We start from the raw sequence: 25,323 nt of genomic DNA, 5'->3' as shown, positions 1-25,323 counted from the left end.
CATGCGCGCCCTGGTCGTGTACTGCCATCCCCGCGAAGGGTCTTTCAGCGCTGCTGTGCGGAATACCGTATTGGAGCGCTTGCAGGCGGCAGGGGCTGAGGTGCGGTTGCATGATCTTTATGCCCAAGGGTTCCAGCCGGTGCTGACAACCGATGAATGGACAGACTATCTTGATTGCCCCGGCAATCAGGCACCCGTTGCGGATCAGGTGGCTGACGTGACGTGGTGCAATACGCTGATCTTTATCTATCCGACCTGGTGGTATGGGCTGCCAGCGATGCTGAAAGGCTGGCTCGACCGCGTGCTTTTGCCCGATGTGGCGTTCATCATGCCCAAAGGTGAGGGCGACAATATCAAACCGGGCCTGCATCACATCGACCGGTTGGGCGTCTTTACGACCTGTGGCGCGAGCCGCTGGCTGACCATGTTCATTGGCGCGCCGGGCAAGCGGACATTGATGCGGGGAGTGGGCCTTTTGCTGGCGCCGCGGACGCGCAAGGTCTTTGCGGCGCATTATCTGATGGACAGTGCGCAAGAGGATGCACTAAAGGCACATCTGGCCAAGGTCGCTCGGCAGGTCGACAAGCTGACGGGTGTCAAGACATCCTCTGCGATACCGCAGGCTCAGACGCAATGAGCTGCTACTGGATCGACTATCCGGCGACCGATCTGCGGATTGATCCCACCAAAACGATTGCGATCCTGCCCACGGCGGCGGTCGAACAGCACGGGCCGCATCTGCCGGTTGGCGTCGATACGATGATCAATCAGGGCCTTTGCGATCTGCTGGCCGAGCGTTGCCCGGCAGAGCTTGATATCCGACTGCTGCCGATCATGGCGGTTGGCAAGTCAAACGAGCACCTCTACGCCCCCGGCACACTGACCCTGACAGCCGAAACTGCGCTGAAGGCCTGGACCGAAATCGGGCTGTCTGTCGCCCGCGCAGGCGTGCGCAAGATGCTGATCGTCAATAGTCATGGGGGCAATACCGATCTCATTTCCATTGTCGCGCGGGAGTTGCGGGTGCAGGCGGGGATGTATTGCGTGCGCATGGGTTGGGGCGCTGGCGGTGTGCCCGATGGTGTCTACAGCGCGCAAGAAATGGCGCAGGGCATTCATGGCGGCGATAATGAGACTTCTCTGATGCTGCATTTCCGGCCCGATACGGTGGATATGGCGAAAGCGCAGGATTTCCGCTGGAGCCATAGCCAAGGCGATATCCCGCCCGTTGGTGCGGTCGCCCATGGCTGGATTGCCTCGGATGTGAACCCAGCCGGTGTGGCCGGCGAGGCGCATCTGGCGACGGCTGAAAAGGGGCGCAAGACGGCCGATCACTATGTCAGCCATGTGATCACCGTGCTGCAAAAGATCGCCGCGCAGGACATTAGCGGGTTTGAACCGATCTCGGACGCGCCAACAGCCCGCTAGGGCGTTGCCCGGGCGGCCAAGAACCGACTGCTGCTTACAGAATGAGGTGGGAAAACGCGCCGTGTGTTATGGCGCAAGCATGCACGCCACCTTCGCACTGGCCTTGCCTTTGACACGGCGATAGAAGGTCCCAAACGATCAAGGGACAGACCAGATGGAAACGGCGCTCAAACCGCAACCCGGCATCATGGAGATTGCGCTTTACAGGGGTGGCGCGTCGCATCTGGATGGGGTGAGCAATGTGCTCAAACTGTCGTCGAACGAAAACCCGCTGGGGCCGTCTGATGCCGCGAAAGAGGCTGCGATCCGGGCGAGCCATAGCCTGCATCTTTATCCGTCAACCGATCATGCGGCCTTACGTCAGGCGATTGCCGAAGTCTGGGATGTTGACCCGGCCCGCGTCTTTTGCGGCGTTGGGTCAGGCGAGGTGCTCAAGCTGCTGTCCGAGGCTTATGCCGGTCCCGGCGACGAGGTGGTTTTCACCGAACACGGCTTTTCGATGTACCCGATCTATGCGCGCGCCTGTGGGGCGACGCCCGTGGTCGTGCCCGAGAATGAGCGTGTGGTGGATGTGGATGCGGTTCTGGCCGCTTGCACTGACAAGACCCGGCTGGTCTTTATCGCCAATCCGGCCAATCCGACCGGTACGATGATCGGGCAAGCCGAGGTGGCGCGTCTGGCTGAAGGGCTGCCATCGCAAGCGCTTCTGGTGCTGGACGGGGCCTATGCGGAGTTCGTCGATGGGTTCGATGCAGGCAAGGCCCTGGTCGAGGCGCGCGAAAACGTGGTGATGTCGCGCACATTCTCCAAGATCTACGGGCTGGGCGGCATGCGCGTGGGCTGGGGTTATGGCCCGCAAGCGGTGATTGACGTGCTCAATAGGATCAGGGGGCCTTTCAACCTGTCGGCTCCTGCCCTCGCAGCGGCAGAGGCTGCGGTGCGCGATACGGCGCATACGGAAAAATGCCGGATCGAGAACGCCAAATGGCGCGACTGGTTGGCGAATGCGCTGGCGGAATTGGGCGTGCCTTCGGATACCTCGACGGCCAACTTCATCCTCGCGCGCTTTGCCGATGAGGCCGAGGCGAATGCCTGCGACGAGCACTTGCGCGGCGCGGGCATCATCGTGCGCAAGGTCGCAGGCTACGGCCTGCCGCATTGCTTGCGGATCACTGTGGGAGATGAAAGCGGCTGCCGCCGCGTGGCCCATGCGGTCGCGCAGTTTAAAGGTGTCGCCTGATGGCGCAGGTCTATGAACGGGTCGCGCTGATTGGGCTGGGGCTGATCGCCTCATCCATGGCGCATGCGATGCGGCGTGACGGGTTGGCCGGAGAAATCGTGGGCTATGCCAAATCCGCTGAAACCCGCGAGATCGCGCGCGAGATGGGGCTGTGCGATACAATTACCGAAAGCGCAGCCGAGGCGGCGAAGGACGCTGATTTGGTCGTCCTCTGCGTACCAGTGGGTGCGATGGGGGCTGTGGCGAGCGAGATTGGCCCGGTTTTGAAACCGGGGGCTACGGTCAGTGATGTCGGGTCGGTCAAGCGCAATGTGATTGACGCTGTGGGCCCGCATGTGCCTGAAGGTGTGCATTTCATCCCCGCGCACCCCCTCGCGGGGACGGAGCATTCCGGGCCACGGTCGGGCTTTGCTGAACTTTTTGATGACCGCTACACGATCATCGTCCCGGTTCCGGGCAGCGACGCCGACGCGGTGGGGCGCTTGACCGCGCTTTGGAAAGGCATGGGCGCGCTGGTCGAGGAGATGGACCCCGAACACCATGACCTCGTGCTTGCTGTCACCAGCCACACGCCACACCTGATCGCCTATACGATGGTGGGCGTGGCCGATGATTTGCGCCGGGTGACCGATAGCGAGGTGATCAAATATTCTGCAGCAGGCTTCCGCGATTTCACCCGCATCGCGGCCTCTGATCCGGTGATGTGGCGCGATGTGTTTCTCAGCAACAAGGAAGCGACGCTCGAAATCCTTGGCCGTTTCACCGAAGAGCTGTTCGCCTTGCAACGCGCCATCCGCCAGGAAGACGGCGATCACCTGCATGACTATTTCACCCGTACGCGCGCGATCCGGCGCGGGATCATTGAGGCGGGGCAGGACACGGACGCCCCGGACTTCGGCCGCGTCAAGGCGCGTCAGGGATGAGGGTTTGGGCAGGTCTTCTGGCCTGCCTGTTGGCGGGTCCGGTTGCTGCCCAGGATGTGCGCCCCATTGCGCGGCCGGTTGCCGCAACGGCGCCGGTGATCGTGCAAACACCAGACGAAAAGACGGTGCGACCGCTCATGCGCGGCTCCATAGCGGCAAAGCTGGCTGGGACTCCGTTGCGCCCGGTCCCTCGGCCCTATACCCGGCCTGATCTTGCCTTTGGCGCGCAGACGCGGGCGATTTTCCGCGCCGAACAGAACCTCTTCGCATTTAGCCCATTGGCCCTCAGGCAATCTATGCGTCCGCTTTTGCGGCCCGCGTCGATTGAAGCGGCGGCAGAAGAACGGCGGATCGCGCGGCTGCGTGGTCAGGTCTGCGGCGATCCTGCCATTCAAGGCACAGCGATTGGTGCGGTGCCTGGACCCGGTGCCTGCGGTATCTCGTCAGCGGTCAAAGTGCGGTCTGTGGCCGGTGTCGCGCTGAGCCAGCAGGCCACCATGGATTGCCGCACCGCCGCCGCTTTGAAAACCTGGGTGGAGCGTGGGGTGATCCCGGCGGTGGGCAGCGAAGGTGGTGGCGTGGCCGCCCTGCGGGTGGTCGGGCATTATTCATGCCGGACCCGCAACCATCAGCCGACTGCGCGTCTCTCCGAACATTCGTTTGGCCGGGCCATTGATATTGCAGGGATCCGGCTGCGTGACGGGAGCGAGATGACATTGCTCACCGACTGGAACTCGGCTGAGGACGGCGCGCAACTCCGCCAGATGTGGCGCGCGGCTTGCGGACCGTTTGGCACCGTTCTGGGGCCAGAATCGGACCAATTTCACCGCGGCCATTTCCATTTCGACACCGCACAGTATCGCAGCGGGCCGTTCTGCCGCTAGGCAGGCAGTCTCAGCAAAGTCTCGGCAATTTGCACGGCGTTCTGCGCGGCCCCTTTCAGCAATTGATCACCCACGATGAACATCGTGACAGAGCGGCCTGACGGATCACCCAAATCGGCGCGAATACGTCCGACCAGCACGTCTTCTCCGCCAGACGCCTCGCTGGGCATTGGAAAGTGGTTCGCAGCCCGGTCATCGACCAGCCGCAGGCCCGGCGCATCTGCAATTGCGCGCCGCACGCAATCGCCCGGAACGTGATCAGTAAACCGCACTGAAAGGGCGATGCCATGGGCGCGCAAAACCGGGACGCGAATGCAGGTCACGCCAATGGGCAGTTTGGGCAGATCAAGGATGCGGCGGGTTTCGGCGATGACCTTCAGTTCTTCGCCATTGTAGCCAGTTTCGGGGTCGACATCGGCGTTATGGCTGAAGAAGTTGAAGGCATAAGGGTGCGGCAGGACTTGCGGGCTGAAATCCTCACCTGCCAATGCGGCGCGTGTGCCGACCTCCAGTTCGTCCATCATCGCAGCTCCGCCGCCTGATGCGGCCTGATAGGTAGTTAGTGACAAACGCGTGATGGACCAAGCCGCGTGAAGCGGGGCGAGGGTTGTGGTCAAGATCGCGGCAATGCAGTTGGGGTTGGCGATGATGGGGGCCTCTTTTGCGAGCGCATGTGCATTTGCCTCCGGCACCACAAGTGGCACCTGATCGTTCATGCGAAAGGCCGAGGAGTTGTCGATCACGCGCGCGCCCGCAGCGACGGCGAGCGGCGCGAATTTCTTTGAGATCGTGGCGCCTGCCGCAAAAAAGGCGACATCGACGCCATCAAAGCTTGTCTCACTCAGCGCTGCCACGACAATGGCCTGATTGCCAAAAGCAATTGACGTGCCCGCTGATCGCGGTGAGGCCAGAAGGCGAAGTTGCCGCAGCGGAAAGTTGCGTCGGAGCAGGCTGTCTATCAGGGCCTGACCAACAACACCGGTTGCGCCGACGATGGCGATTACGGGCAGGTCTATGGGGTCTGGAGTAAGTGCGTTCATATCTGTCTTCCTGTGTTTTGGCGGAAGACGGGGTGATGGTCAGCGTCGCCCCGTCCGGTCCGGCGGGGCTTTGTCTGGCTTTTCCTAGCGGTGATGCACCCATGCCAAACAAACCTCCGCCAGAGCGGTGGTCTTTGTGGTCATGGTTTTCTTGGTCATCATCGCCATGTGCGCCGTCTAGCGGTTTGCGGCTTTGACGGCAAGCCTCTCCTGTGATGCGCGCGTTGAAAGCCGCCCAGTGGGTGGCAGCATTGTGCCGCAGACAATGGCAGTGAGGATGCTGGGTCCGGGCGGGACCTGCGATAGCGGGTAAAGCACGCGGTCCCGCAAAGCAGGGAGCCAACGGCTATCGGATTGATATTGCGGGGTGAATGCGGCGCTCATCGCTTGATAGACCATGACGTGCCAGCGCCGCGCCCTGGCATAAAGGGCGAGGGCCGCGTCGCCCTCGGCCACTTCCAGCGCTTGAGAGAGCGCCAGCGCATCAAGCAGCGCCATGTTAGCCCCCTGGCCTAATTGCGGGCTCGCCCGGTGCGCGGCATCGCCGATATGGACAAGACCCGACGACCAAGGTTTGCGCATCGTGCCATGGCTGTAGCGCGCCATCGTCATCTGGGACGGGTCGGTGATCTGCGTCGCAAAGGGGGCGAAATCGGGCCAAAGCGCAGTTGCCTCATCAACCCACGCCGCAAGACCGGCATCCTGCCAGCGCTGATGCCCATCACGCGGCAGGGACCAGAAAATCGCGGCTTTCGGGTTTGTGTCGCCGGGCAAAGTGCCGATGGGCAGGACACCCATCATCCGATCCGCCCGGCGGTAGCATTGGCGTAGTTGATCAATCGGCAGGTCGGTCTCCGGCCAATCGACCGTGCCCCAAATCGCGCCGTAGAGCAGGTCATATCCTTTCAGCGGAGACAGGGCAGAACGGGCACCGGCACTATCGATGATCAAATCAAAGGGGCCCTGCGGTTCGCGCCCGTCAAAGCTGACATATCCCTTGTCGGCACCCGTGGCCAAATGACCTGATTTGATCGGAATTTCCCGTGTTCCTACCGCGTCAAAAAGGGTCGCAAAGAGCGACGCACGGTGAATGCCAAGGCCACAATTCTCGCGCCCTTGCCGGTCATACCAGACATTCAGCACCCGCCTGCCGTGGTCTGCTTCGTGGCCTAGCATACGACTGATCTTTTGGCCCTTCTTGCGCGCCATTAGACCAGCGCCGATCACATCGAGCACCGCCTGACCAACCGGCTGGATCACCAGGCCCGATCCCACCGGTTTTGGTTGTGCGAATTGATCGAAGATCTCGACGTTGTGTCCCTGATCGGACAGCAGCGCGGCGGCAGTGAGCCCGCCAATTCCGGCGCCGATGATGGCGATATTCCTGCGCGGTGTCATTTGATCTTGATGACAAGCCTGTCAGATGCGCGCAATGCGTGATTTTGGCTGCTCCCCGGTTTCCTTGGGCTGAAATGACGTTAACTTCTGACCTGACAAAAGGAGAATCCGATGGAAAGCCTCGCCCAAGATCTCACCACGATGGTGCGCACCCCTTTGCATGACAGTCATGTTGCTGCCTTGCGCGAAATCGGGGTCGAGCGGGAATGGGAAGCGGGTGCAATGCTGCAGGAATATGGCAAGCCTGCCGTGACCTTCCACTATGTGGTTGAGGGCGCGGTTGAAGCGGTCGATCCTCGCACCGGCGGCCGCTATGGCGGCGCGTTTCTGGGGCCGACGCAGTTTTTCGGTGAGATCAGCTTTCTATCCGGCGGCAAGGCGATGATGGGCGCGCGTTGCATAGAAAAATCCCGTGTCATCACGGTGGAGCGGGAACCGATGCTGGAACTGATGGGGCGCGTTCCAGAGATGTCCGATATCATCATCACGGTTTTTGCGGCCCGCCGCCGGCGCCTTTTGGAAAGCGGCGAGGCGAGCCTGACGCTGATCGGAGCAGAGGCCGACCGCAATATCCGGCAAATCGCCGCCTTTGCCGGACGCAACAAGATCCCATTCCGCAGTCTGACCTTGGGAGAGCACGAGGCAGAGGCTGTCGCCCATTCCTGCAATATCGGGGCGGCGAAGCCTGCGGTCATTTTTGGCAAGCATGATGTTGTTCCCGACCCCACGCCAAGCAAGATCGCAAAAATGCTGGGCCTCGATATGGCAGTGCGCGACGACCGGGTTTTTGATGTGCTGATCGTGGGCGGCGGCCCTGCAGGTGTGGCAGCGGGCGTTTATGCGGGGACCGAGGGCCTTTGTGCGCTGGTGGTTGAGGATCTGACCATCGGCGGGCAGGCGGGGACGTCCTCGCGGATCGAAAACTACATGGGGTTTCCGACGGGTATTTCGGGCGCGGATCTTGTTTGGCGGGGCGAGGTGCAGGCGATGAAGTTCGGCACGCAATTCGCGGTACCGCGTCGCGTGCGTGCGCTCATGCAACGCGAGGACGGCGTGTTTTGCGCAACACTTGATGACGGCGATGAGGTGTGTGCCAGGGCGGTCGTCGTTGCGACGGGTGTCCAGTATCGCAGATTGCCGCTCGACGGGCTTGAAGAATTTGAGGGGGCGGGCATTTATTACGCCGCTACTGATGTGGAGGCCCGCTATTGCCGCGACACCGATGCCGTTGTCGTCGGGGGCGGCAACTCGGCAGGACAGGCGGCGATGTATCTGTCGCGCACGGCCCGCCATGTGCATGTGGCTGTGCGGGGGCCAAGTCTTGCCGCCTCTATGTCGGATTACCTTCTGTCGCGTCTTGAGGCGGATCCGGCGATCACCATCCATTATCAGTGTGAGATCTGCGCGTTGGAGGGCGATACACATCTTGAGAGAGTAACGGTCCTGCACAAGGCAGATGGCAGCAAGCAAGAGATCGATGCGCGCGCGGCCTTTATCATGGTGGGCGCCGCCCCGAATACCGGCTGGTTATCGGGGTTGGTGGAATTGGATGAAAAGGGCTTTGTCCTGACCGGCGAGGCAGTGGGGCGCCAAACCCCCTATGAGACATCGCATGATGGCATTTTTGCGGTTGGTGACGTGCGCGCGGGATCGGTCAAACGCGTGGCCTCTGCCGTGGGCGAAGGCTCGGTCGTGATTTCCAAGGTCTGGGACGTTGTGAACGCTTGAAAAAATGGTGCGCTGCCGCGCATGCCCGGTTCTGCCAGTGGCACGGCGACGCTTCCTGTCGGGTCTTCCGCATGTTGGGCGGTCGGATGCCTCCGGCGGGGATATTTGGGGCCAAAAGAGGATGTGCGTGAAGTCTTTACCCTTCTCAACGCTGGTCCTATAAGCGCGCGCATGCTGAGCCTGATGATCATACGCATTAGTTGCCCGGCGGTCTGACGCTTGGACCGGCCGGGAAAAGGTGTCTGCGTTTGCGCACCGCTCCTACACCCTTTCATGATGATTGCCTCAAAGGACGCAACCGATGTGCGCCGACACACCTGACTATAAAGACACCCTGAACCTGCCCCAAACCGACTTCCCGATGCGCGCGGGCCTGCCCAAGCGCGAACCTGACTGGCTGGCCCGTTGGGAAGAGATTGGCGTTTATGACCGCCTGCGCGAAAAGGAGGGTCGCCCGCCTTTCACCCTGCATGACGGCCCGCCTTATGCAAATGGTCATTTGCATATCGGCCACGCGCTCAACAAGATCCTGAAAGATATCGTCGTCCGCTCGCGCCAGATGATGGGCCATGATGCGCGGTACGTTCCCGGCTGGGATTGCCACGGCCTGCCCATCGAATGGAAGATCGAAGAGCAGTACCGCGCTAAGGGCCAGAACAAGGACGATGTCGATGTCGTCGATTTCCGGCAGGAATGCCGCAAGTTCGCGGAGCATTGGGTGGATGTGCAGCGCGATGAGTTCAAGCGGCTGGGCGTGACCGGCAATTGGGCCGACCCTTATCTGACGATGAATTTCCACGCCGAACGCGTGATCGCCGAGGAGTTCCAGAAGTTCCTGATGAACGGGACGCTTTATCAGGGGTCAAAGCCGGTCATGTGGTCGCCGGTGGAGAAGACGGCGCTGGCCGAGGCGGAGGTGGAGTATCACGACCGCCAGACCGACGCGATCTGGGTGCGGTTTCCCGTTGTGCCGAAGTCCGAGGCGCTGGCGCTTTTGGACGAGGCGACGGATTTCGATGATGCGCTTTTCGATATCGCGACCGATCTGAAAAAGGCGAAGGTCCTGATCTGGACGACGACCCCCTGGACCATCCCGCAGAACCGGGCCGTCTGTTATGGGCCGGATATCTCTTATGGGCTTTACGAAGTGATCGGGCGGCCCGAGGAATGCTGGGCCACCATCGGTGAAACGATGATCGTGGCGGATAAGCTGGCCGAAGAAGTCTTTGCCGCTGGCCGTTTGCAGGGTGATGAGATGATCCGGCGTTTGCGGGACGTTTCGGTGGATGAGCTTGCCATGCTGACGCTGGCCCATCCGTTGCGCGGTGCTGTTGGCGCGGACGGCGAATGGGATTACGACGTGCCGATGCTGTCCGGCGATCATGTGACCGATGATGCGGGTACGGGCTTTGTCCACACGGCCCCCTCGCACGGCGATGATGACTATGCCATCGGGATCAAGCATAGCCTGCCGATGACCTATAACATCCTTGATGACAGCTCTTACCGCGCTGATCTGCCGTTCTTTGCCGGTGAGGCAATCCTCAAGACGAACGGCAAACCGGGCGGTGCCAACAAGGTGGTTATCGACAAACTGGTTGAGGTCGGCGCGCTGCTCGCGCGCAAGCGTATCACGATCTCGGATGCCCATTCCTGGCGGTCGAAGGCGCCGGTGATCCGCCTCAACCGGCCCCAGTGGTTCGCCGCCATCGACAAGCCGGTGGGTGATGGGAATGACACCTATGGCACGACGATCCGTGAGCGGGCGTTGAAATCCATTGATGAGCTTGTGACATGGACGCCGAAGACTGGTCGCAACCGGCTTTACTCCATGATCGAAGCGCGGCCTGATTGGGTGCTGTCGCGCCAACGCGCCTGGGGCGTGCCGCTGACATGTTTCGTCAAGAAAGGGGCTCAGCCGACCGACCCGGATTATCTGCTCCGCAATGAGGCGGTGAATGCCCGCATTCTGGAGGCGTTTGAGGCCGAGGGTGCGGATGCCTGGTATCAGGACGGCGCGAAGGCGCGGTTCCTGGGCAATGACGTGCCGCATGACGAGTATGAGCAGGTCTTTGACATTCTGGATGTGTGGTTCGATTCAGGGTCCACCCATGCATTCGTGCTGCGCGACCGCGCGGACGGATCGGATGACGGGATGGCCGATGTCTATCTGGAAGGCACCGACCAGCATCGCGGCTGGTTCCATTCCTCAATGCTGCAGGCCTGCGGGACGATGGGCCATGCGCCTTATCGGGCGGTTGTCACCCACGCCTTCACGCTGGATGCAAAGGGCGAGAAGATGTCCAAGAGCCTCGGCAACATCATCGCACCGGCAGAGGTCGTGAAGCAATACGGCGCGGATATCCTGCGGCTCTGGGTCGCGACGACCGATTACAAGCATGACCACCGGATCGGCGACGAGATCCTGAAAGGGGTGGCCGACAGCTATCGCCGGCTGCGGAATACGTTGCGGTTCATGCTGGGGTCGCTAAGCGATTTCACCGAAGCTGACCGGGTTGAACCGGCAGAGATGCCAGAGCTTGAGCGTTGGGTGCTGCACCGACTGGCCGAACTCGATGGGGTCGTACGGGACGGTTATGCGAAGTACGATTTCCAAGGCGTGTTCCAGGCGATCTTTACCTTCGCGACGGTGGACCTCTCGGCCTTCTATTTCGATATCCGCAAGGATGCGCTTTATTGCGACGGCGACACGCCGCGCCGCCGGTCGGCGCGGACGGTTCTGGATATCCTTTTCCACCGCCTGACGCGTTGGCTCGCCCCGATGCTCACTTTCACGATGGAAGAGGTCTGGCTGGAGCGGTTCCCCGGTGACGACAGTTCCGTGCATCTGGAGGACTTCGCCGAGACGCCTGCCACCTGGCGCGACGCGGAACTGGCCGAGAAATGGGCAATCGTCCGCAAGGCGCGCCGGGTTGTGACCGGGGCATTAGAAGTTGAGCGGACAAACAAGGTCATCGGCGCCTCGCTTGAGGCCGCGCCAACCATCTATGTCCCTGTCGATGTGGCGACGGTGCTGGAAACGGTCAGTTTTGAGGATCTTTGCATCACCTCCGGCATCAAAATCAGCACCGAAACCGCGCCCGCAGATGCGTTCCGGTTGGAAGATGTGGCGGATATCGCGGTAGTCTTCGCCCACGCCGAAGGCACCAAATGCCAACGCTGCTGGAAGATCCTGCCGGATGTGGGCATGTACGCCTATGACGGTGTCTGTGGCCGTTGCAACGACGCGCTGGGCGGATGAACTACCGCAATCCAGAGGCTGTCGCGCGTATGAGGGCGGATTTTGACCGTCAGGGCGCGATGGCCGCCATGGGGATTACGGTTGGCGATGTGGCACCGGGGCGCGTGGTGCTGGAGATGCCGTTCAACGCGGATTTCGGCCAGCATCACGGTTTCATGCATGCTGGTGTGATCACCACAGCGATGGACAGTGCCTGCGGTTTTGCTGCTTTCACGCTGATGGAGGCAGACGCCGAAGTGCTGACCGTGGAGTTCAAGTGCAACTTCATGGCCCCCGCGAAGGGCGATGCGTTCCGCTTTGAGGGCAATGTCGTCAAGGCGGGCCGGACATTGACTTTCACCGAGGGGCGGGCGGTGGCGATTGATGCGGGGCAGGAGAAGGTCGTTGCCACGATCTCGGCCACGATGATGGCCGTGCGCGGGTTACAATGATCGGGCGCGCGGCAGTGTCTGTCGCGTTGTTGGAACGGGCGGCGCGACTGCGTCCAGACACCTCCTTTTGCCCCTCAGAAGTGGCGCGTGATCTCGCGGAGGACTGGCGGCCTCTGATGCCACTGGTTCGCGAGGTGGCGTCTGAGATGCCGGAGATCGTGGCAACCCAAAAAGGTGTCGTGGTTGATCCTGTGCTGGCCAAGGGGCCAATCCGGTTGGGTCGGGCATGAGCGGGGTTGTTGAGACACCCGTTGGTCCCTTGGGAGCCAACAGCGACGGGGAGGCGATCACCCATCTGATCTGGGGGCGGACGGGCAATCTGACAGAAGGGCCACTCGCCGCGCAGTTTGTGGATGAAATGAAGGGCTACTTTGCCGGAGAAAGGCAGGACTTCACCCTGCCGCTTGCACCACGCGGCTCTGCCTTTCAGCAGGATTTCTATGCCGCCCTTTGTGCCATCCCCTATGGCGAAACCCGGACCTATGGCGATCTGGCGGGTGATATGGGTGTCTCTGCCCAGGCGATCGGACAAGCCTGTGGGGCAAACCCGATTGCGATCCTGATCCCTTGCCACCGCGTGCTCGCGGCGAATGGTCTTGGCGGTTATTCGGGTGAGGGTGGGATTGAGTCGAAGGTGACGCTGCTCCGCCTGGAAGGGGCGGCGGGGCTGTTGATTTAGGCCGCCTTACGAGCCGGGATGATCTGCTGGGCGACCCCGGCCACAAGCAGATAGACAGATGTCACCACCAAGCCCCAATGCGCCCAGCTATTGGGGTCGAAATCCACCCAGGCCGCCCAACCCGCAAAGCCTGTCCATGCCAAGGCCATAGGCAGTGTGATCGCGCGCCAGCGCTCGGTCCGCACGGGATGCACGAATTTCAGCGGCAGGAACATCGCAATCGCCAGGCTGCCTACGAGAAAGAGCGAGACCCAGAAATTGGGCTGCAACGCGAAGATCACGAGCACCAGCATGTTCCAGCATCCCGGGAAGCCGGAAAAGGAATTGTCCTTTGTTTTCATGCGAGTGTCTGCGAAATACATCGCCGAGGCGAAGGTGATAATGATAATCGCAAACCAGCCCGTCCAACCGGGCAGCAGCCCTGATTTGAAGAGAGCATAGGCGGGCACAAAGACATAGGTCAGATAGTCGATGATCAGGTCCAGCAGCACGCCGTCAAAGGCAGGTGAGTTGGTCTTCACGTCATAGCGCCGCGCCAATGGCCCATCGATGCCGTCAACGAAGAAGGCCACGACAAGCCAGAGGAACATGAGGCTCCATTCCTCTTCCACCGCGGCCAGCATGGCGAGCATCGCAAAAACGGCACCAGTGGCGGTCAGCAGATGAACGAAAAGGGCTTTGGCGCGTAAGGTCATCGGGGCTTCATGGTCGAAAATGCGGGCGGGGGCAATGGTCGTTCGTGATGTGGTCATCGCGGGCAAATGACGCAAGAAGCGGGCCGTTTTGTGGCGCCCTTAGGCTTTGGGATGGGCCTTGTCATAGACCTCCATCAGCTTCGCGGCGTCCACGGCGGTATAGGCTTGCGTGGTCGATAGCGATGCGTGGCCGAGCAGTTCCTGGATCGCGCGCAGATCACCCCCAGCGGCGAGCAAGTGTGTCGCAAAGGAATGGCGCATCGCGTGGGGAGTGGCGGTGGCAGGCAAGCCCAGTTGCATCCGCGCTTGCGCCATCACCTTTTGGATCGCGCGTGGCGACAATGGCCCGCTGCGCAAGGCGCAGAAGAGCGGTTTGTCGTCTTCAAGCGGATAGGGGCAGAGGCGCAGATAGACATCAACAGCGTCGCGTGCCGCATCGATGACCGGCACGATCCGCTCCTTGCCACCCTTGCCGGTGATCCGCAGAACATCGGGCAGGGGAGCATCCTTGCCTTTCAGTCCCAACGCCTCTGATATCCGCAGCCCGCACCCATAAAGCAGCGTGACCACGGCGCTGTCGCGGGCAGCGATCCAGGGTTCGGTCGCCTGTAGCTCGACGGTGTCGATCATCGCACTGGCCGCATCAGGCGCCAAAGGTCGCGGGAGTTTCTTCTGAAATTTAGGCGCGCGGGTAGAGAGGACCGCTGTCGGCTCAAACCCTTCACGTTCGGACAGCCAGCGATAGAATGACTTCACGGCCGAAAGCGCCCGCGCGAGCGAACGGGCACCGATGCCGCGCCCCCGCTCATGGGCCATCCACGACCGCATGTCGCGGACTGAGATGCGCGCGATGGGCCCCAAACCCTGAGCCGCGCCATGATGCTGGGTCATGAAGCCGAGAAAGCCCAGAACATCCGTCTGATAGGCCTTCAGCGTGTTCTCTGCCGCTCCGGCCAGTGCCCGTTCATGATCCAGCCACCGCGCCAATGCATCGCTGAGCGCCGGTGAGATCATCCCAGCCAGCGCTGCAGGCACCGCTCAAAAACACCTGCAAAGAAGCCGAGCAGATCGGTGCCTTGTTGCGGCGTGAATTGCTGCGGATCGCCACTACCCATCACCAGAAGGCCCGGCAGGCGGTCACGCCCGAGGTCAAGTTTCAGGCAGGCCTCGGATTGGATATAGCCAGCACGCTCACCATAAAGACTGCCACCGACTTTGTGGAACTTGCGCAGGGTGACCTGCCGTGCGGGCATGTTGCGGCCCAGGGTGATGTAGCCTTCGACGAAGTCTTCAGGCATCACTGCAACGGTCGGGCGTAGATCGTCGGACGCCTGCGGATCAGCGCTTTCCAGCACCAGCCGGATCGCATCGACCCGCAGGATGTCGGCCACATCGCCGGTCAGGTCGATCAGGAACTGATCAAAGGATTGCGCATCCATCATCCGCAGGATCGCGCGATGCACCTGATTGGTGCCGGCCAGATTGTCATAAGCGGCAGCGATGACATTGCGGTGCGTGTCTTCGAGGCGGTCGAACCGTGCCTCCAGCCGCTCCATCGCGACGCCGCGCAGATCGACGATATTGCTGCCCATCGCATCGTCATTGGCACCCACCAGGGCGCGCATCACATCGTGATCCTCCAAAAGGACATTGGGATTTGCAATGATCTTTTCGCGAAGATCATCGGCCATGATTTGTTTGTTCATGTCTGCCTGCTCGTTATTTGTTTTTTGGCAGGTTAGCAGAGGGTTGCGGGGATTTCTTCACTTAATTTGCATTGTGCGTGCGACGGTGGTTTTTGCGCCGCACCTCAAGGGCAAGGCGGCGCTAGCGACCAGCCTCCGCACCGGCAAGAACGCTCTCAAAGAAACTGATCCGCCGCGCGGCATATTCGGCCCGACATTGGGCCCGCCCCTGATCAACGGCGTCCGGGTTGCGTCTGTTGATCTCGCAATCCAGGTCGCGGCCAGTGTTCCAGGTTTCTTGCGCAACCAGAAAGGTTTCCATGAATTGCAGGTTCACAACGAGGCTGAGCGCGGTGAGCGTTTCGGTCAGTTGCTCTTCCATCAGCGCGTCCCAGGCTGTTGCCTCGGCCTGCCAGCAATTGGTGGTGTGGCTTGCCGGGGTGCAAGTGCCTGCGGCGATGATGCTGTCGCGCAGGCGGCCCAGACATTGGCTGGCAAGTGCGTCCGGGCTGCGTGTGCTCAGACAAAAGCCCAGCGGGTCATCGGGTACTTCCTCGCCTAAACGTGCCAGCTGTCCGATGCCGTTAAACGGATCGTTGGGCGCAACGCTGCCCTCATCGCAGCGAAGCGTCTGCGTCCGCCCATCAGGCAGACGCACGATGATCCCGCCTTCGGCAAGGGCTGAGGGGTCGGTGCGGATGCGGGATGCGGTGAACATCTCGTAGCCGTAATTGCCGTTAAAGAGGGTGACATTCTCGCGAACGGTGCCGTCAGCATCCAGAGATGGTGCATATGTCACGTCGCCGACGGCGCGCCGCATCTCCAATGTGGGCGTGCCGCCAGTCGGTCCGAAAGCGTAAGTGATCGTTTCCCCGGCGCGACAGAGGTTCAACGTCCGCGCACCACCTTCAACGGTGCAATACATCAGAAGGGTCTCGGTCGGACCGCAGGCATCCGCGACTTGGGCTGCCGAGAGGTCGGGCCAAAGCGCCGCGAGCAGAGCCAATGTCGCAGGTGTGGTCTTGGCTCTGATTTTCATAAGCTGGTCCTTAGACGATCTTGATCCCGGCCTTTTCCGCATCCGCCATGAATGCGGCGAGGCCCTTGTCGGTCAGCACGTGATTGGCCATGGCTTTGATCACGCCAGGAGGGGCGGTGGCCACATCTGCGCCAATCTTGGCACATTCGCTCATGTGGTTGGCCGAGCGGATGGAGGCGGCGAGGATGTTCGTCTCGAACCCGTAATTGTCATAGATCGTGCGGATGTCTTCGATCAGGTCCAGCCCGTCCATGTTGATGTCATCAAGCCGTCCAATGAAGGGGCTGATGAATGTCGCACCTGCCTTTGCTGCGAGGATGGCCTGATTGGCGGAGAAACAGAGGGTCACGTTGACCATCGTGCCTTCATCCGTCAGCGTTTTGCAGGTTTTCAGGCCCGCCCAGGTCAGCGGCACCTTGACGGCGATATTGTCTGCGATCTTGGCCAGCTTGCGCCCTTCGGCCAGCATGTCGTCAGCCTCAAGGGCGACCACTTCGGCGCTCACCGGTCCGTCGACGATGTCGCAGATTTCCTTGGTCACTTCGAGGATATCGCGCCCGGATTTCATGATCAGCGATGGGTTTGTCGTCACGCCATCCACCATGCCAAGGTCGTTGAGTTCCTTGATCTGGTCGATCTCGGCGGTGTCTACGAAAAACTTCATGTCGGTGCTCCGGGGAAGGGGTTGGCGTTTGCTCGGCCCTCGTTTACCTCAAGGGGGTCCGGGGGAAAAGGCCCCTGCGTTAATCCAAGGGGGACTCATGGAGTTTCAGGTCTGGCTTGCGTTCACATCGGCATCGATTGCCTTGCTGCTGATCCCCGGGCCGACGGTGATCCTGGTGCTGAGCTATGCGCTCAGCCAAGGGCGTAAGGTCGCGGTCGCGTCCGCTGCCGGTGTCGCTCTTGGTGATCTGATCGCGATGACGGCCTCGCTGGCCGGGTTGGGCGCGCTTGTGCTGACGTCTGCCACGCTCTTCACGGCGATCAAATGGGCTGGCGCGGCGTATCTGATCTGGATGGGCATCGGCATGCTGAGGACAGCGAGCCGTCAAAAGGGGTTGAGCGTGGTGGACGTGCCAGCCTTGCCAGCCAAGAGCATCTTTCGCAACGCGACTGTGGTGACCGCGCTGAACCCCAAATCGATTGTCTTTTTCATCGCCTTTGTGCCGCAGTTCATTCGTCCCGACGCACCGCTTTTGCCGCAATTCGCGATCCTGATTGGCACCTTTGTGGGGTTGGCTGCGTTGAATGCGCTGGCCTATGCGTTGCTGGCGGATCGGCTGCGCGCCACGATCCGGCGGCCTGCGATCCTGACATGGATGACCCGCGCGGGCGGGGCAGCGCTGATCACGATGGGGGCGCTGACCGCTACCTTACGCCGTGCCAACTGAGTTCTTTCACGAGGGCGATCTGGTCGGGGTGCTGACCACCCAACCCTTGGACCGGCTGCTGGACTACAAGGCGCCCGAGGGGGGGTGTCATCTGGGCGCGTTTGTCGAGGTGCCGCTAGGGCCGCGCAAGGTGCTGGGTGTGGTCTGGGGGCCGGGCAAGGGGGACTATGACCGGTCCAAGATCCGGTCGGTGATCCGGGTGCTCGATGTGGCCCCGATGCGTGATGAAATGCGCGAGTTCCTTGGCCGGGCGGCGGACTATACGCTGACGCCAATGCCGGCGATGCTGCGGCTTGGCACCCGCGCGCCGGGGTTGGGTGATCCGCAATCGATGCGCAAGGTCTATCGGCTCGGATCGGTGGTGCCGGACCGCATGACTGATGCCCGTCAAAAGGTGCTGAGCGTCTTGCACGACTATGGCGGCCTGTCTTTCACCTTGCGTGAATTGGCCGAGATGGCAGGGGTCGGCACCTCCGTTGTCAAAGGCCTCGTCAAGCTGGGGGCTGTGTCCGAGGAAGAGGCACCGCGCGACATGCCCTATCCCCGGCTCGACCCCGACTATGGCGGCAAGGAACTGAGTCGCGATCAGGCGGCGGGGGCAGAGGCGCTGCGCAAGGCTCTACGGTCGGATGCTTATGGCACTACCCTGCTGAAAGGAGTGACCGGGTCCGGCAAGACCGAGGTCTATCTGGAGGCTGTGGCGGAATGCCTAAGAATGGGGCGTCAGGCGTTGGTATTGTTGCCGGAAATTGCGCTGTCCGGTGAGTTTATCACGCGGGTGGAGGCGCGTTTCGGGATGAAGCCTGCCGAATGGCATTCCGGCGTGACCATGACCGAACGCCGCCGCTGCTGGCGCATGGTCGGGCAAGGGGATGCACAACTGGTTGTGGGCGCGCGCTCGGCCCTGTTTCTGCCTTATCAGAACCTTGGCCTGATCGTGGTCGATGAGGAGCATGACACGTCCTACAAGCAAGAGGACGGGGTGCTCTACAACGCGCGCGACATGGCGGTGCTGCGGGCGGCCATCAATGGGGCGCAGGTGGTGCTTGCCTCCGCCACGCCGAGCTTGGAAAGCTGGGCGAATGTGGAGGCGGGGAAGTATACCAAGCTGGAGCTCACATCGCGTTTTGGGGCGGCGGTGATGCCGAAGATGGCGGCGATTGATATGCGCGTAGAGGATGTGCCGTCGGGGCGGTGGGTTTCACCCACCCTACGGACCACGATCCAAACGCGGTTGGAGAAAGGCGAGCAATCGCTGGTCTTCTTAAATCGCCGGGGCTACGCCCCGATTACACTCTGCCGCGCCTGTGGCCACCAGATCGGCTGTGACCATTGCGATGCGCGGATGGTCGAGCACCGCTTCCTCAAGCGGCTGATGTGCCACCAATGCGGTGAGACCAAACCGATGCCAACGGTGTGCCCGGCCTGCGGAGCGGAGGATAAGCTGAGTGCTGTGGGCCCCGGTGTCGAGCGCATGGGCGAAGAGATCGCTGGGCTGTTTCCGGAGGCGCGGATCGCAGTGTTGTCGTCGGACCTTTATGGCTCGGCCCGCGCGATGAAGGCGCATATCGAAGAGATAGCGGCGGGTGGTACGGACATCATCATCGGCACGCAATTGGTGGCGAAGGGGCATAACTTTCCACTGCTGACGCTGGTTGGTGTGATCGATGCCGATTTGGGCCTGCAAGGGTCTGATCTGCGTGCTGCCGAGCGCACCTTTCAACTGATGCGACAAGTGGCAGGCCGTGCAGGCCGTGGCGACACGCCGGGCGAGGCATTGCTGCAGACCTATCAGCCGGAACACCCGGTTATCCGCGCGATCCTTGCAGGCGATGAAGAGGCGTTCTGGGCTGCTGAAGCCGCCGAACGCAAAGCGGCGGGTGTGCCGCCTTATGGGCGCATGGCGGGGATCATCCTGAGCAGCCCGAATGTGCAGGAAGTGTTCGATCTGGGGGGGGAAATGGCGCGACTGGATGGGCCTTTACGCCAGATCGGGGCGCAAGTTTTTGGCCCGGCGCCAGCACCTATTGCGCGTGTCCGGGGGCGGCACCGTGTGCGGCTCTTGGTCAAGGCCGAGAAAACGGCCACCCTTCAGCAAGCGCTGTCAAAGTGGGTCGGGCAATTCAAGCTGCCCACCAATCTGCGCATGGCGATCGATATCGACCCGCAGAGCTTTTACTGATCCTTGATCTTTTCGCCCATTTCCTCGCGCCAGTGACGCCGGCAGAGTGAGACATAACGGTCATTCCCACCGATGGCGATCTGCTCGCCACTGGTGAGGACCTGCCCATATTCGTCCTTGCGTACGACCATCGTCGCCTTCTTGCCGCAATGGCAGATCGTGCGGACTTCGCGCATCTCATCGGCAAGCGCCAAAAGCGCCGCAGAGCCCGGAAAAAGCTTGCCCATGAAATCAACACGCAGCCCGTAAGTCATCACCGGGACTTCCAGATCATCCACCGCACGGGCCAGTTCCCAAACCTGCTTGCGTTCCAGAAACTGCGCCTCGTCCACAAAGACGCAGGCGCATGGCCCCTCATCCAGACGCCGCTTGATCTTCTCAAACAGATCCTCACCGGGCGCAAATGTATCGGCCGCAGCGCCAATCCCGATCCGGCTGCCGATCCGCCCCTCACCGGCGCGGTTATCAAGCTGCGCGATCATCAAATAGGTCTTCATGCCCCGTTCGATGTAGTTGTGGGACGCTTGCAGAAGCACGGTCGATTTGCCCGCGTTCATGGTGGAATAGTTAAAGTACAGTTTTGCCATAAGCGGCTGCTTACCGCCGGTTTTGTCATTTTGGCAAGATACCTTGCGGCAGGTGCGGGCAAAGCCGCCCCGGGGATCGCGATCCGTAACCAAAATGACACCCGTCGGCATCACATACGCGTTCCTTGCGTCCAAAAACTGCGGACTGTTTTACAATGCCACAGCTCCGCTTCATCCTGCATGGGAATAAGGGGGCAAGTTTCCCCAAAGGCTGCAGTAGTGGCATAAGAAGGAGTACACGCATGGCGAGTTATGTCGGGTATCTGAAGAAACATAGCGAGGCGCTGGTCAAGGATGTGGGGATTGAGAATGCCTGCGCATTGACCGGCAAATCCAAGGCCACGCTGGGCCGCTATTATTCGGATCACGACGAACACGCCGACCGGTTCATGCCCATTGACACGGTGGCAAAGCTGGAGGCCGCCTCATCCTATCCGCACGTGACCTCGGCCCTCGCTGAAATTCGCGGTATTACAATGTCTTACGACACCACGCGCAATAATGCGGAAGGTGAGATCAATACCGATGTGATCAAGCTGAGCCAGCGCTTTGCTTTGTTGATGGCTGAGTATAATCAGTCGATTGCCGATGGGGTGATCACGGTGAATGAGGCCAAAAGGCTCTTGCGGGAAACGACAGCGCTGCAGAAGGTGTTGATCGACATGAAGCTGCGACTGGAAGAAGAGGCTGGGCGATGAGCATCGACACGTCTGATATGCCCAATATCGTGCCGGGTGCCTTGCAACCGCTTGATATCGCCGCTCTAGCGGGGCCGGGTGATCCAGGGCATCCGCCGCGTATCCTGCTGCTTTATGGTTCATTGCGTGAAACCAGCTATTCGCGGCTGGCGGCGGAAGAAGGCGCGCGGGTGCTGCGCGCGCTGGGCTGCGAGACGCGGTTTTTCAAACCGTCCGGCCTGCCGCTGCCGGATGACGCGGATGCCGATCATCCGAAAGTGGTCGAACTGCGCGATCTGGTCATGTGGTCCGAGGGCATGGTCTGGTCAAGCCCGGAGCGCCATGGTGCGATGACGGGGATCATGAAGACGCAGGTGGACTGGATCCCGCTGTCGCCTATCGGAGGGATCAGACCCACGCAGGGCAAGACGCTGGCGGTCATGCAGGTCTCTGGCGGATCGCAATCCTTCAATACGGTCAATCAGTTGCGCATCCTGGGGCGCTGGATGCGGCTGATCACGATCCCCAATCAATCCTCTGTCCCGATGGCGTGGAAAGAGTTTGAGAACGGGCGCATGAAGCCGTCATCGATGTATAATCGCATCGTGGACGTGATGGAGGAATTGGCGCGGTTTACGCTGATGACCCGTGGCCGTGACGCGATGCTGACGGATCGCTATTCAGAGCGTGTGGAAAGCCTTGAAGACGTCCACAAGCGCGTGAGTGGCTAGACGAGCGGGACGAAGGGCACGCCGCAGGCGGTGAGGGTGAGAAAGGCGAGGATGATCAGGGTCGTCTTCATGCGCGGCGCTCGACAATCACGGAGCCAACGGAATAACCCGCACCGAAAGAGCAGATGATGCCTTTGTCGCCATCCTCCAGATCGCCGGAATACTTGGAGAACGCGATCATCGACCCGGCGGAGGATGTATTGGCGTAATCCTGCAGAATATTGGGCTGCTCGCCCGCCTCTGGCGTCCGCCCCAGCACCTTTTTGCCGATATAGTCGTTCATCGTCTTGTTCGCTTGATGCAGCCAAAGCCGCTTCAGGTCACCCGCCGTGATCCCTGTATCGTCCATATGCTCGGCGATATGTTGGCTGACGAGCGGCAACACCTCTTTGAACACTTTGCGCCCATTTTGCATGAATTGCATGTCACGCCGGTCTTCCATCCGGTCCTGCGTGCGGCGCAGATAGCCGTTATTATTGCGGATGTTGTTGCTGAATTGCGTGGCGCAACGGGTGGACAGGATGCTGAACCGATCGCCGCTCAGGTCTTCGTCACGTTCCAGAACGGCGGCGGTTGCCACATCGCCAAAGATGAAATGGCAGTCCCGGTCGCGCCATTCCAGATGGGCCGAGCAAATCTCTGGGTTGATAACCAACGCCCGACGGATCGAGCCGGAGCGGATCATGTCGGCAGCGGTTTGGATGCCGAACGTGGCGCTGGAACAGGCTACGTTCATGTCAAAGGCAAAGCCGCCCGCGCCCAGAAGCTGTTGAATTTCCACGCCAATGGCGGGGTAGGCGCGTTCCATATTGGACGCAGCACAGATCACCAGATCGATGTCGTCCGCCACGACACCCGCCTGAGCCAGCGCCTTGTTAGCTGCATCAACGCCGATCTCGGCCATGTAGCCGGGGTCTTCATCCGCACGCGGTGCGAGCTTGGGGAACATGCGGTCGGGGTCGAGAACGCCTTCTTTGTCGAGTACATAGCGGCGTTCGATGCCTGACGCCGCGACGATGAAATCGGTTGACGAATGCGCCTTTGCCTCGGCTTCGCCACTCTCAATGGCCGCCGCGTTTTCGGCATTCCACCGGTCCGCATAGGCGTTGAATGCGACCACCAATTCATCGTTTGTAATGACCTGATCAGGGGTAAACACCCCGGTTCCGGTGATGGCGACGTTGTGCATGGACTCCCCCCGAATTTGTTCGGGGAAGATAGGGGGAGGAGGGATCGAATGTCCACCGGTGGCGGAGCGTCAACCAGTGCGCCGGGGCGGTGTCAGGTCCGCCGCAACCGAATAACGACGTCGACCGAGGCGATCTCGGCCCCTTCGGGCGCCTCGGGAAGCTTGCAGATCTCCAGTTCTTCGGCTGGCGCATCGCTCAGGCTTGCGGTGTCTTCCCAATAGAAATGGGGATGGTCGGTCATGTTGGTGTCGAAGTAGCTTTTCGAGCCATCCACTGTGATTTCACGCACCAACCCCGCATCACAGAACGCGCGCAAGGTGTTGTAGACCGTGGCCAGAGACACTTTCGCGCCGACGTTCGAGGCCGCTTCATAAAGGCTTTCAGCCGTCACATGCCGATCCTGTCCATCGCCCACAAGCAAACCCGCCAGCGTCATACGCTGCCGCGTCGGGCGCAGGCCCGCGCCAGCCAGCCAGTCAGAACTGCGTTTTGTTTCGATCTCGGTCATGGTCGCTCGTCAGCTGCCGTTCCCTCTTAATATGGGGGAAAAGTGTTGCGGATCAATTGCAAATCGTTCTCAATCCCCCAATTCTGGCAGTTACTTGCTCTCAGAAAGCCTGTAATGCTAGAGAACGGCGATCGTAGCAGTCAAGAATGAGACCAGACATATGGCGGATTATCCCACCAGCTTTGACAAGGACGACCTGTTGAAATGTGCCCGTGGTGAGCTGTTTGGCCCCGGCAATGCCCAACTGCCCGCGCCGCCGATGCTCATGATGGACCGGATCACCGAGATTTCGGGCGACGGCGGGGCACATGGCAAGGGGCATGTGCTGGCAGAGTTCGATATCACGCCCGATCTGTGGTTTTTCGAGTGCCATTTCCCCGGCAATCCGATCATGCCGGGCTGTCTGGGGCTGGATGGGCTGTGGCAATTGACCGGCTTCAACCTCGGCTGGCGCGGCTGGCAAGGGCGCGGCTATGCGCTGGGCGTGGGTGAGGTGAAGCTGACCGGCATGGTCCGCCCCGACCGCAAGATGCTGACCTACAAGATCGACTTCACGAAGGCCGTCCAGACCCGGCGCCTGACCATGGGCGTCGCCGACGGCGTGGTCGAGGCCGATGGCGAGGTGATCTATCAGGTCAAGGACATGAAGGTCGCACTGAGCGAGAGTTAAGCGGGTTTGGTGATCTGCGAGGGCGCGGATCAACGTTTGCTGCGTGCCGTTATGTATTGCGTGTTGGCGGAGATTGTGGATCGGACGCCGCGGTTGAAGCAGTTGGACTGACGCACGTCATTGGCCACCCTCCCGCCCGGCATCGCCGGGCAGCGCCCGGACCTCCCCCATGGGGAGGGCGCTTTCAGCACCCACCCCGAGGTCCGGGCGCAAGTTTAGAAATTCTGAATTATTTGTCGTGAAGACGCCCAATACATGCTTTGCTATTTGTCGTCTTGCTCTTCGTCGTTAATTTCTCGCAGGAGCGACATCAACTTATTTTCCTGCGGATCGATGTGATTGTCACTCATCATAATAGATGGAAATCCTAATGCGTTACCTCCAGCTAGAGCATTTGGGCTTTGTCGGGACATCAACGCTTGCACTATCTCGCGATTTGCCTGTTCTGAACGCTGATGGCGTTCGAGGTTTGCAACCCTCTCATGAATAGCAAGTATCAGCTCGTCCTTGTCGTCGCCACTTTCATTCAGCTGCAACATTCCTAACGCAAAGCTTACCAATGATGAAAACGGCTCGTTTTCTTCGTCGAATTTACTAACTTGCGCAATGATGCGTTCGATAGCTCGTTTATGTGACTGCGGATCGTCGTGGGTGTATTCAATCGCGTTTTGATGCGAGTTGTCGAATGGGATTGCGTTAATGTCGTTGGCTAAGTGAATTACTGGTTTCTGAAAAGCGTGTCGGACACCAAGTTCGTAGAAAACGTTTGCGTTCTGACCACTCAAGTCCGCAACACACCAATCCGCTTCATAGATTTTTTTGATAATCTTCGGCGTAATCAATCCAGCTTCATCAGATTGATCGATCCTTTCGGGTTCGGCGAAGTCCAATTGCCTGAAAGCTGGTTTGATTATGTACTCCAAACAGCAATCAGATCGTTTTCGAATATCCGATC

The 25,323-nt window shown here is 60.6% G+C and carries 26 protein-coding genes; 15 read left to right on the top strand and 11 right to left on the bottom strand.

Annotated features, from left to right (window positions below):
- The first annotated feature begins 1 nt into the window (after position 1).
- From SLH47_RS15665 to SLH47_RS15645, 5 genes are all read left to right on the top strand, one after another.
- Positions 2-637, top strand: a complete 636-nt coding sequence (locus tag SLH47_RS15665) for an NAD(P)H-dependent oxidoreductase (protein WP_320240567.1) — start codon at positions 2-4, stop codon at positions 635-637.
- A complete protein-coding gene (locus SLH47_RS15660; protein WP_320240565.1) occupies positions 634-1,428 on the top strand; it encodes a creatininase family protein in 795 nt (264 codons plus the stop codon). Before SLH47_RS15665 ends, SLH47_RS15660 begins: the two co-directional genes overlap by 4 nt.
- Before the next feature lie 154 nt (positions 1,429-1,582).
- A complete protein-coding gene (gene hisC / locus SLH47_RS15655; protein ID WP_320240563.1) occupies positions 1,583-2,668 on the top strand; it encodes a histidinol-phosphate transaminase in 1,086 nt (361 codons plus the stop codon).
- A complete protein-coding gene (locus SLH47_RS15650; RefSeq protein WP_320240561.1) occupies positions 2,668-3,591 on the top strand; it encodes a prephenate/arogenate dehydrogenase family protein in 924 nt (307 codons plus the stop codon). Before hisC ends, SLH47_RS15650 begins: the two co-directional genes overlap by 1 nt.
- Positions 3,588-4,475, top strand: coding sequence for an extensin family protein (locus SLH47_RS15645; RefSeq protein ID WP_320240560.1), 888 nt, complete (start codon positions 3,588-3,590; stop codon positions 4,473-4,475). Before SLH47_RS15650 ends, SLH47_RS15645 begins: the two co-directional genes overlap by 4 nt.
- On the opposite strand, the gene SLH47_RS15640 is transcribed toward SLH47_RS15645, so the two are convergent.
- Together SLH47_RS15640 and SLH47_RS15635 are read right to left on the bottom strand one after the other, a co-directional pair.
- Positions 4,472-5,515 (bottom strand): aspartate-semialdehyde dehydrogenase, encoded by a 1,044-nt coding sequence (locus SLH47_RS15640; RefSeq protein WP_320240559.1) that lies wholly within the window; start codon positions 5,513-5,515, stop codon positions 4,472-4,474. The two genes, SLH47_RS15645 and SLH47_RS15640, sit on opposite strands and share 4 nt — an antisense overlap.
- Before the next feature lie 177 nt (positions 5,516-5,692).
- Positions 5,693-6,913 (bottom strand): NAD(P)/FAD-dependent oxidoreductase, encoded by a 1,221-nt coding sequence (locus SLH47_RS15635; RefSeq protein WP_320240557.1) that lies wholly within the window; start codon positions 6,911-6,913, stop codon positions 5,693-5,695.
- Between the two features lie 111 nt (positions 6,914-7,024).
- Here SLH47_RS15635 and SLH47_RS15630 point away from each other — a divergent pair, with 111 nt between their 5' ends.
- The 5 genes from SLH47_RS15630 (at position 7,025) to SLH47_RS15610 (ending at position 13,013) form a co-directional block, all read left to right on the top strand.
- The gene (locus SLH47_RS15630; RefSeq protein ID WP_320240554.1) at positions 7,025-8,641 is read left to right on the top strand and encodes an FAD-dependent oxidoreductase; all 1,617 of its coding nucleotides are present in this window, start codon (positions 7,025-7,027) and stop codon (positions 8,639-8,641) included.
- A 301-nt stretch (positions 8,642-8,942) separates the two neighbouring features.
- A complete protein-coding gene (gene ileS / locus SLH47_RS15625) occupies positions 8,943-11,903 on the top strand; it encodes an isoleucine--tRNA ligase (RefSeq protein ID WP_320240552.1) in 2,961 nt (986 codons plus the stop codon).
- Positions 11,900-12,334 carry a PaaI family thioesterase gene (locus SLH47_RS15620; RefSeq protein WP_320240550.1) on the top strand — a complete coding sequence of 145 codons (435 nt, stop codon included), beginning with the start codon at positions 11,900-11,902 and terminating at the stop codon, positions 12,332-12,334. The genes ileS and SLH47_RS15620 overlap by 4 nt, the downstream gene beginning before the upstream one ends.
- Positions 12,331-12,564, top strand: coding sequence for a DUF3253 domain-containing protein (locus tag SLH47_RS15615; RefSeq protein ID WP_320240548.1), 234 nt, complete (start codon positions 12,331-12,333; stop codon positions 12,562-12,564). Before SLH47_RS15620 ends, SLH47_RS15615 begins: the two co-directional genes overlap by 4 nt.
- Complete coding sequence (locus SLH47_RS15610; RefSeq protein ID WP_320240546.1) at positions 12,561-13,013, top strand: methylated-DNA--[protein]-cysteine S-methyltransferase; 453 nt, start codon at positions 12,561-12,563, stop codon at positions 13,011-13,013. Before SLH47_RS15615 ends, SLH47_RS15610 begins: the two co-directional genes overlap by 4 nt.
- On the opposite strand, the gene SLH47_RS15605 is transcribed toward SLH47_RS15610, so the two are convergent.
- From SLH47_RS15605 to fsa, 5 genes are all read right to left on the bottom strand, one after another.
- Positions 13,010-13,708, bottom strand: a complete 699-nt coding sequence (locus tag SLH47_RS15605) for a CDP-alcohol phosphatidyltransferase family protein (RefSeq protein ID WP_320240986.1) — start codon at positions 13,706-13,708, stop codon at positions 13,010-13,012. The two genes, SLH47_RS15610 and SLH47_RS15605, sit on opposite strands and share 4 nt — an antisense overlap.
- A 99-nt stretch (positions 13,709-13,807) precedes the next feature.
- Positions 13,808-14,722, bottom strand: coding sequence for a tyrosine recombinase XerC (locus SLH47_RS15600; protein WP_320240984.1), 915 nt, complete (start codon positions 14,720-14,722; stop codon positions 13,808-13,810).
- The gene (locus SLH47_RS15595) at positions 14,719-15,414 is read right to left on the bottom strand and encodes a DUF484 family protein (RefSeq protein WP_320240544.1); all 696 of its coding nucleotides are present in this window, start codon (positions 15,412-15,414) and stop codon (positions 14,719-14,721) included. The genes SLH47_RS15600 and SLH47_RS15595 overlap by 4 nt, the downstream gene beginning before the upstream one ends.
- Before the next feature lie 121 nt (positions 15,415-15,535).
- On the bottom strand, positions 15,536-16,432 hold the full coding sequence (locus SLH47_RS15590; RefSeq protein WP_320240542.1) for a lysozyme inhibitor LprI family protein: 897 nt from the start codon (positions 16,430-16,432) through the stop codon (positions 15,536-15,538).
- Between the two features lie 10 nt (positions 16,433-16,442).
- Complete coding sequence (fsa, locus tag SLH47_RS15585; protein WP_320240541.1) at positions 16,443-17,096, bottom strand: fructose-6-phosphate aldolase; 654 nt, start codon at positions 17,094-17,096, stop codon at positions 16,443-16,445.
- A 97-nt stretch (positions 17,097-17,193) separates the two neighbouring features.
- Between fsa and SLH47_RS15580 the strand changes: the two genes are divergently transcribed.
- Together SLH47_RS15580 and SLH47_RS15575 are read left to right on the top strand one after the other, a co-directional pair.
- Positions 17,194-17,823, top strand: a complete 630-nt coding sequence (locus tag SLH47_RS15580) for a LysE family translocator (RefSeq protein WP_320240539.1) — start codon at positions 17,194-17,196, stop codon at positions 17,821-17,823.
- The gene (locus SLH47_RS15575; RefSeq protein WP_320240537.1) at positions 17,813-20,005 is read left to right on the top strand and encodes a primosomal protein N'; all 2,193 of its coding nucleotides are present in this window, start codon (positions 17,813-17,815) and stop codon (positions 20,003-20,005) included. The genes SLH47_RS15580 and SLH47_RS15575 overlap by 11 nt, the downstream gene beginning before the upstream one ends.
- On the opposite strand, the gene SLH47_RS15570 is transcribed toward SLH47_RS15575, so the two are convergent.
- Entirely contained in the window at positions 19,999-20,592 is a 594-nt protein-coding gene (locus SLH47_RS15570) for a thymidine kinase (RefSeq protein WP_320240535.1), read from the bottom strand. The genes SLH47_RS15575 and SLH47_RS15570 overlap by 7 nt on opposite strands.
- 242 nt (positions 20,593-20,834) lie before the next feature.
- On the opposite strand from SLH47_RS15570, the gene SLH47_RS15565 reads away from it, so the two are divergent.
- Together SLH47_RS15565 and arsH are read left to right on the top strand one after the other, a co-directional pair.
- A complete protein-coding gene (locus SLH47_RS15565; RefSeq protein ID WP_320240534.1) occupies positions 20,835-21,290 on the top strand; it encodes a hypothetical protein in 456 nt (151 codons plus the stop codon).
- Entirely contained in the window at positions 21,287-22,000 is a 714-nt protein-coding gene (gene arsH, locus SLH47_RS15560; RefSeq protein ID WP_320240533.1) for an arsenical resistance protein ArsH, read from the top strand. Before SLH47_RS15565 ends, arsH begins: the two co-directional genes overlap by 4 nt.
- A gap of 67 nt (positions 22,001-22,067) precedes the next feature.
- Here arsH and SLH47_RS15555 read toward each other — a convergent pair whose 3' ends face one another.
- Positions 22,068-23,189: a beta-ketoacyl-ACP synthase III gene (locus tag SLH47_RS15555; RefSeq protein WP_320240531.1), complete on the bottom strand. Its 1,122-nt coding sequence runs from the start codon at positions 23,187-23,189 to the stop codon at positions 22,068-22,070.
- A gap of 92 nt (positions 23,190-23,281) precedes the next feature.
- Positions 23,282-23,698 (bottom strand): iron response transcriptional regulator IrrA, encoded by a 417-nt coding sequence (irrA, locus tag SLH47_RS15550; protein WP_320240529.1) that lies wholly within the window; start codon positions 23,696-23,698, stop codon positions 23,282-23,284.
- Positions 23,699-23,858: 160 nt separating this feature from the next.
- Between irrA and fabA the strand changes: the two genes are divergently transcribed.
- A complete protein-coding gene (gene fabA, locus SLH47_RS15545; RefSeq protein ID WP_320240527.1) occupies positions 23,859-24,368 on the top strand; it encodes a bifunctional 3-hydroxydecanoyl-ACP dehydratase/trans-2-decenoyl-ACP isomerase in 510 nt (169 codons plus the stop codon).
- 263 nt (positions 24,369-24,631) lie between these two features.
- On the opposite strand, the gene SLH47_RS15540 is transcribed toward fabA, so the two are convergent.
- A complete protein-coding gene (locus tag SLH47_RS15540) occupies positions 24,632-25,258 on the bottom strand; it encodes a hypothetical protein (RefSeq protein ID WP_320240525.1) in 627 nt (208 codons plus the stop codon).
- Between the last annotated feature and the right edge of the window lie 65 nt (positions 25,259-25,323).

Origin of the sequence: Cognatiyoonia sp. IB215182 (assembly GCF_033963905.1) — a bacterium.
Taxonomy (GTDB): Bacteria; Pseudomonadota; Alphaproteobacteria; order Rhodobacterales; family Rhodobacteraceae; genus Yoonia.
Note: the sequence above shows the minus strand (reverse complement) of the source record. Positions and strands in the feature narration are given on the sequence as shown.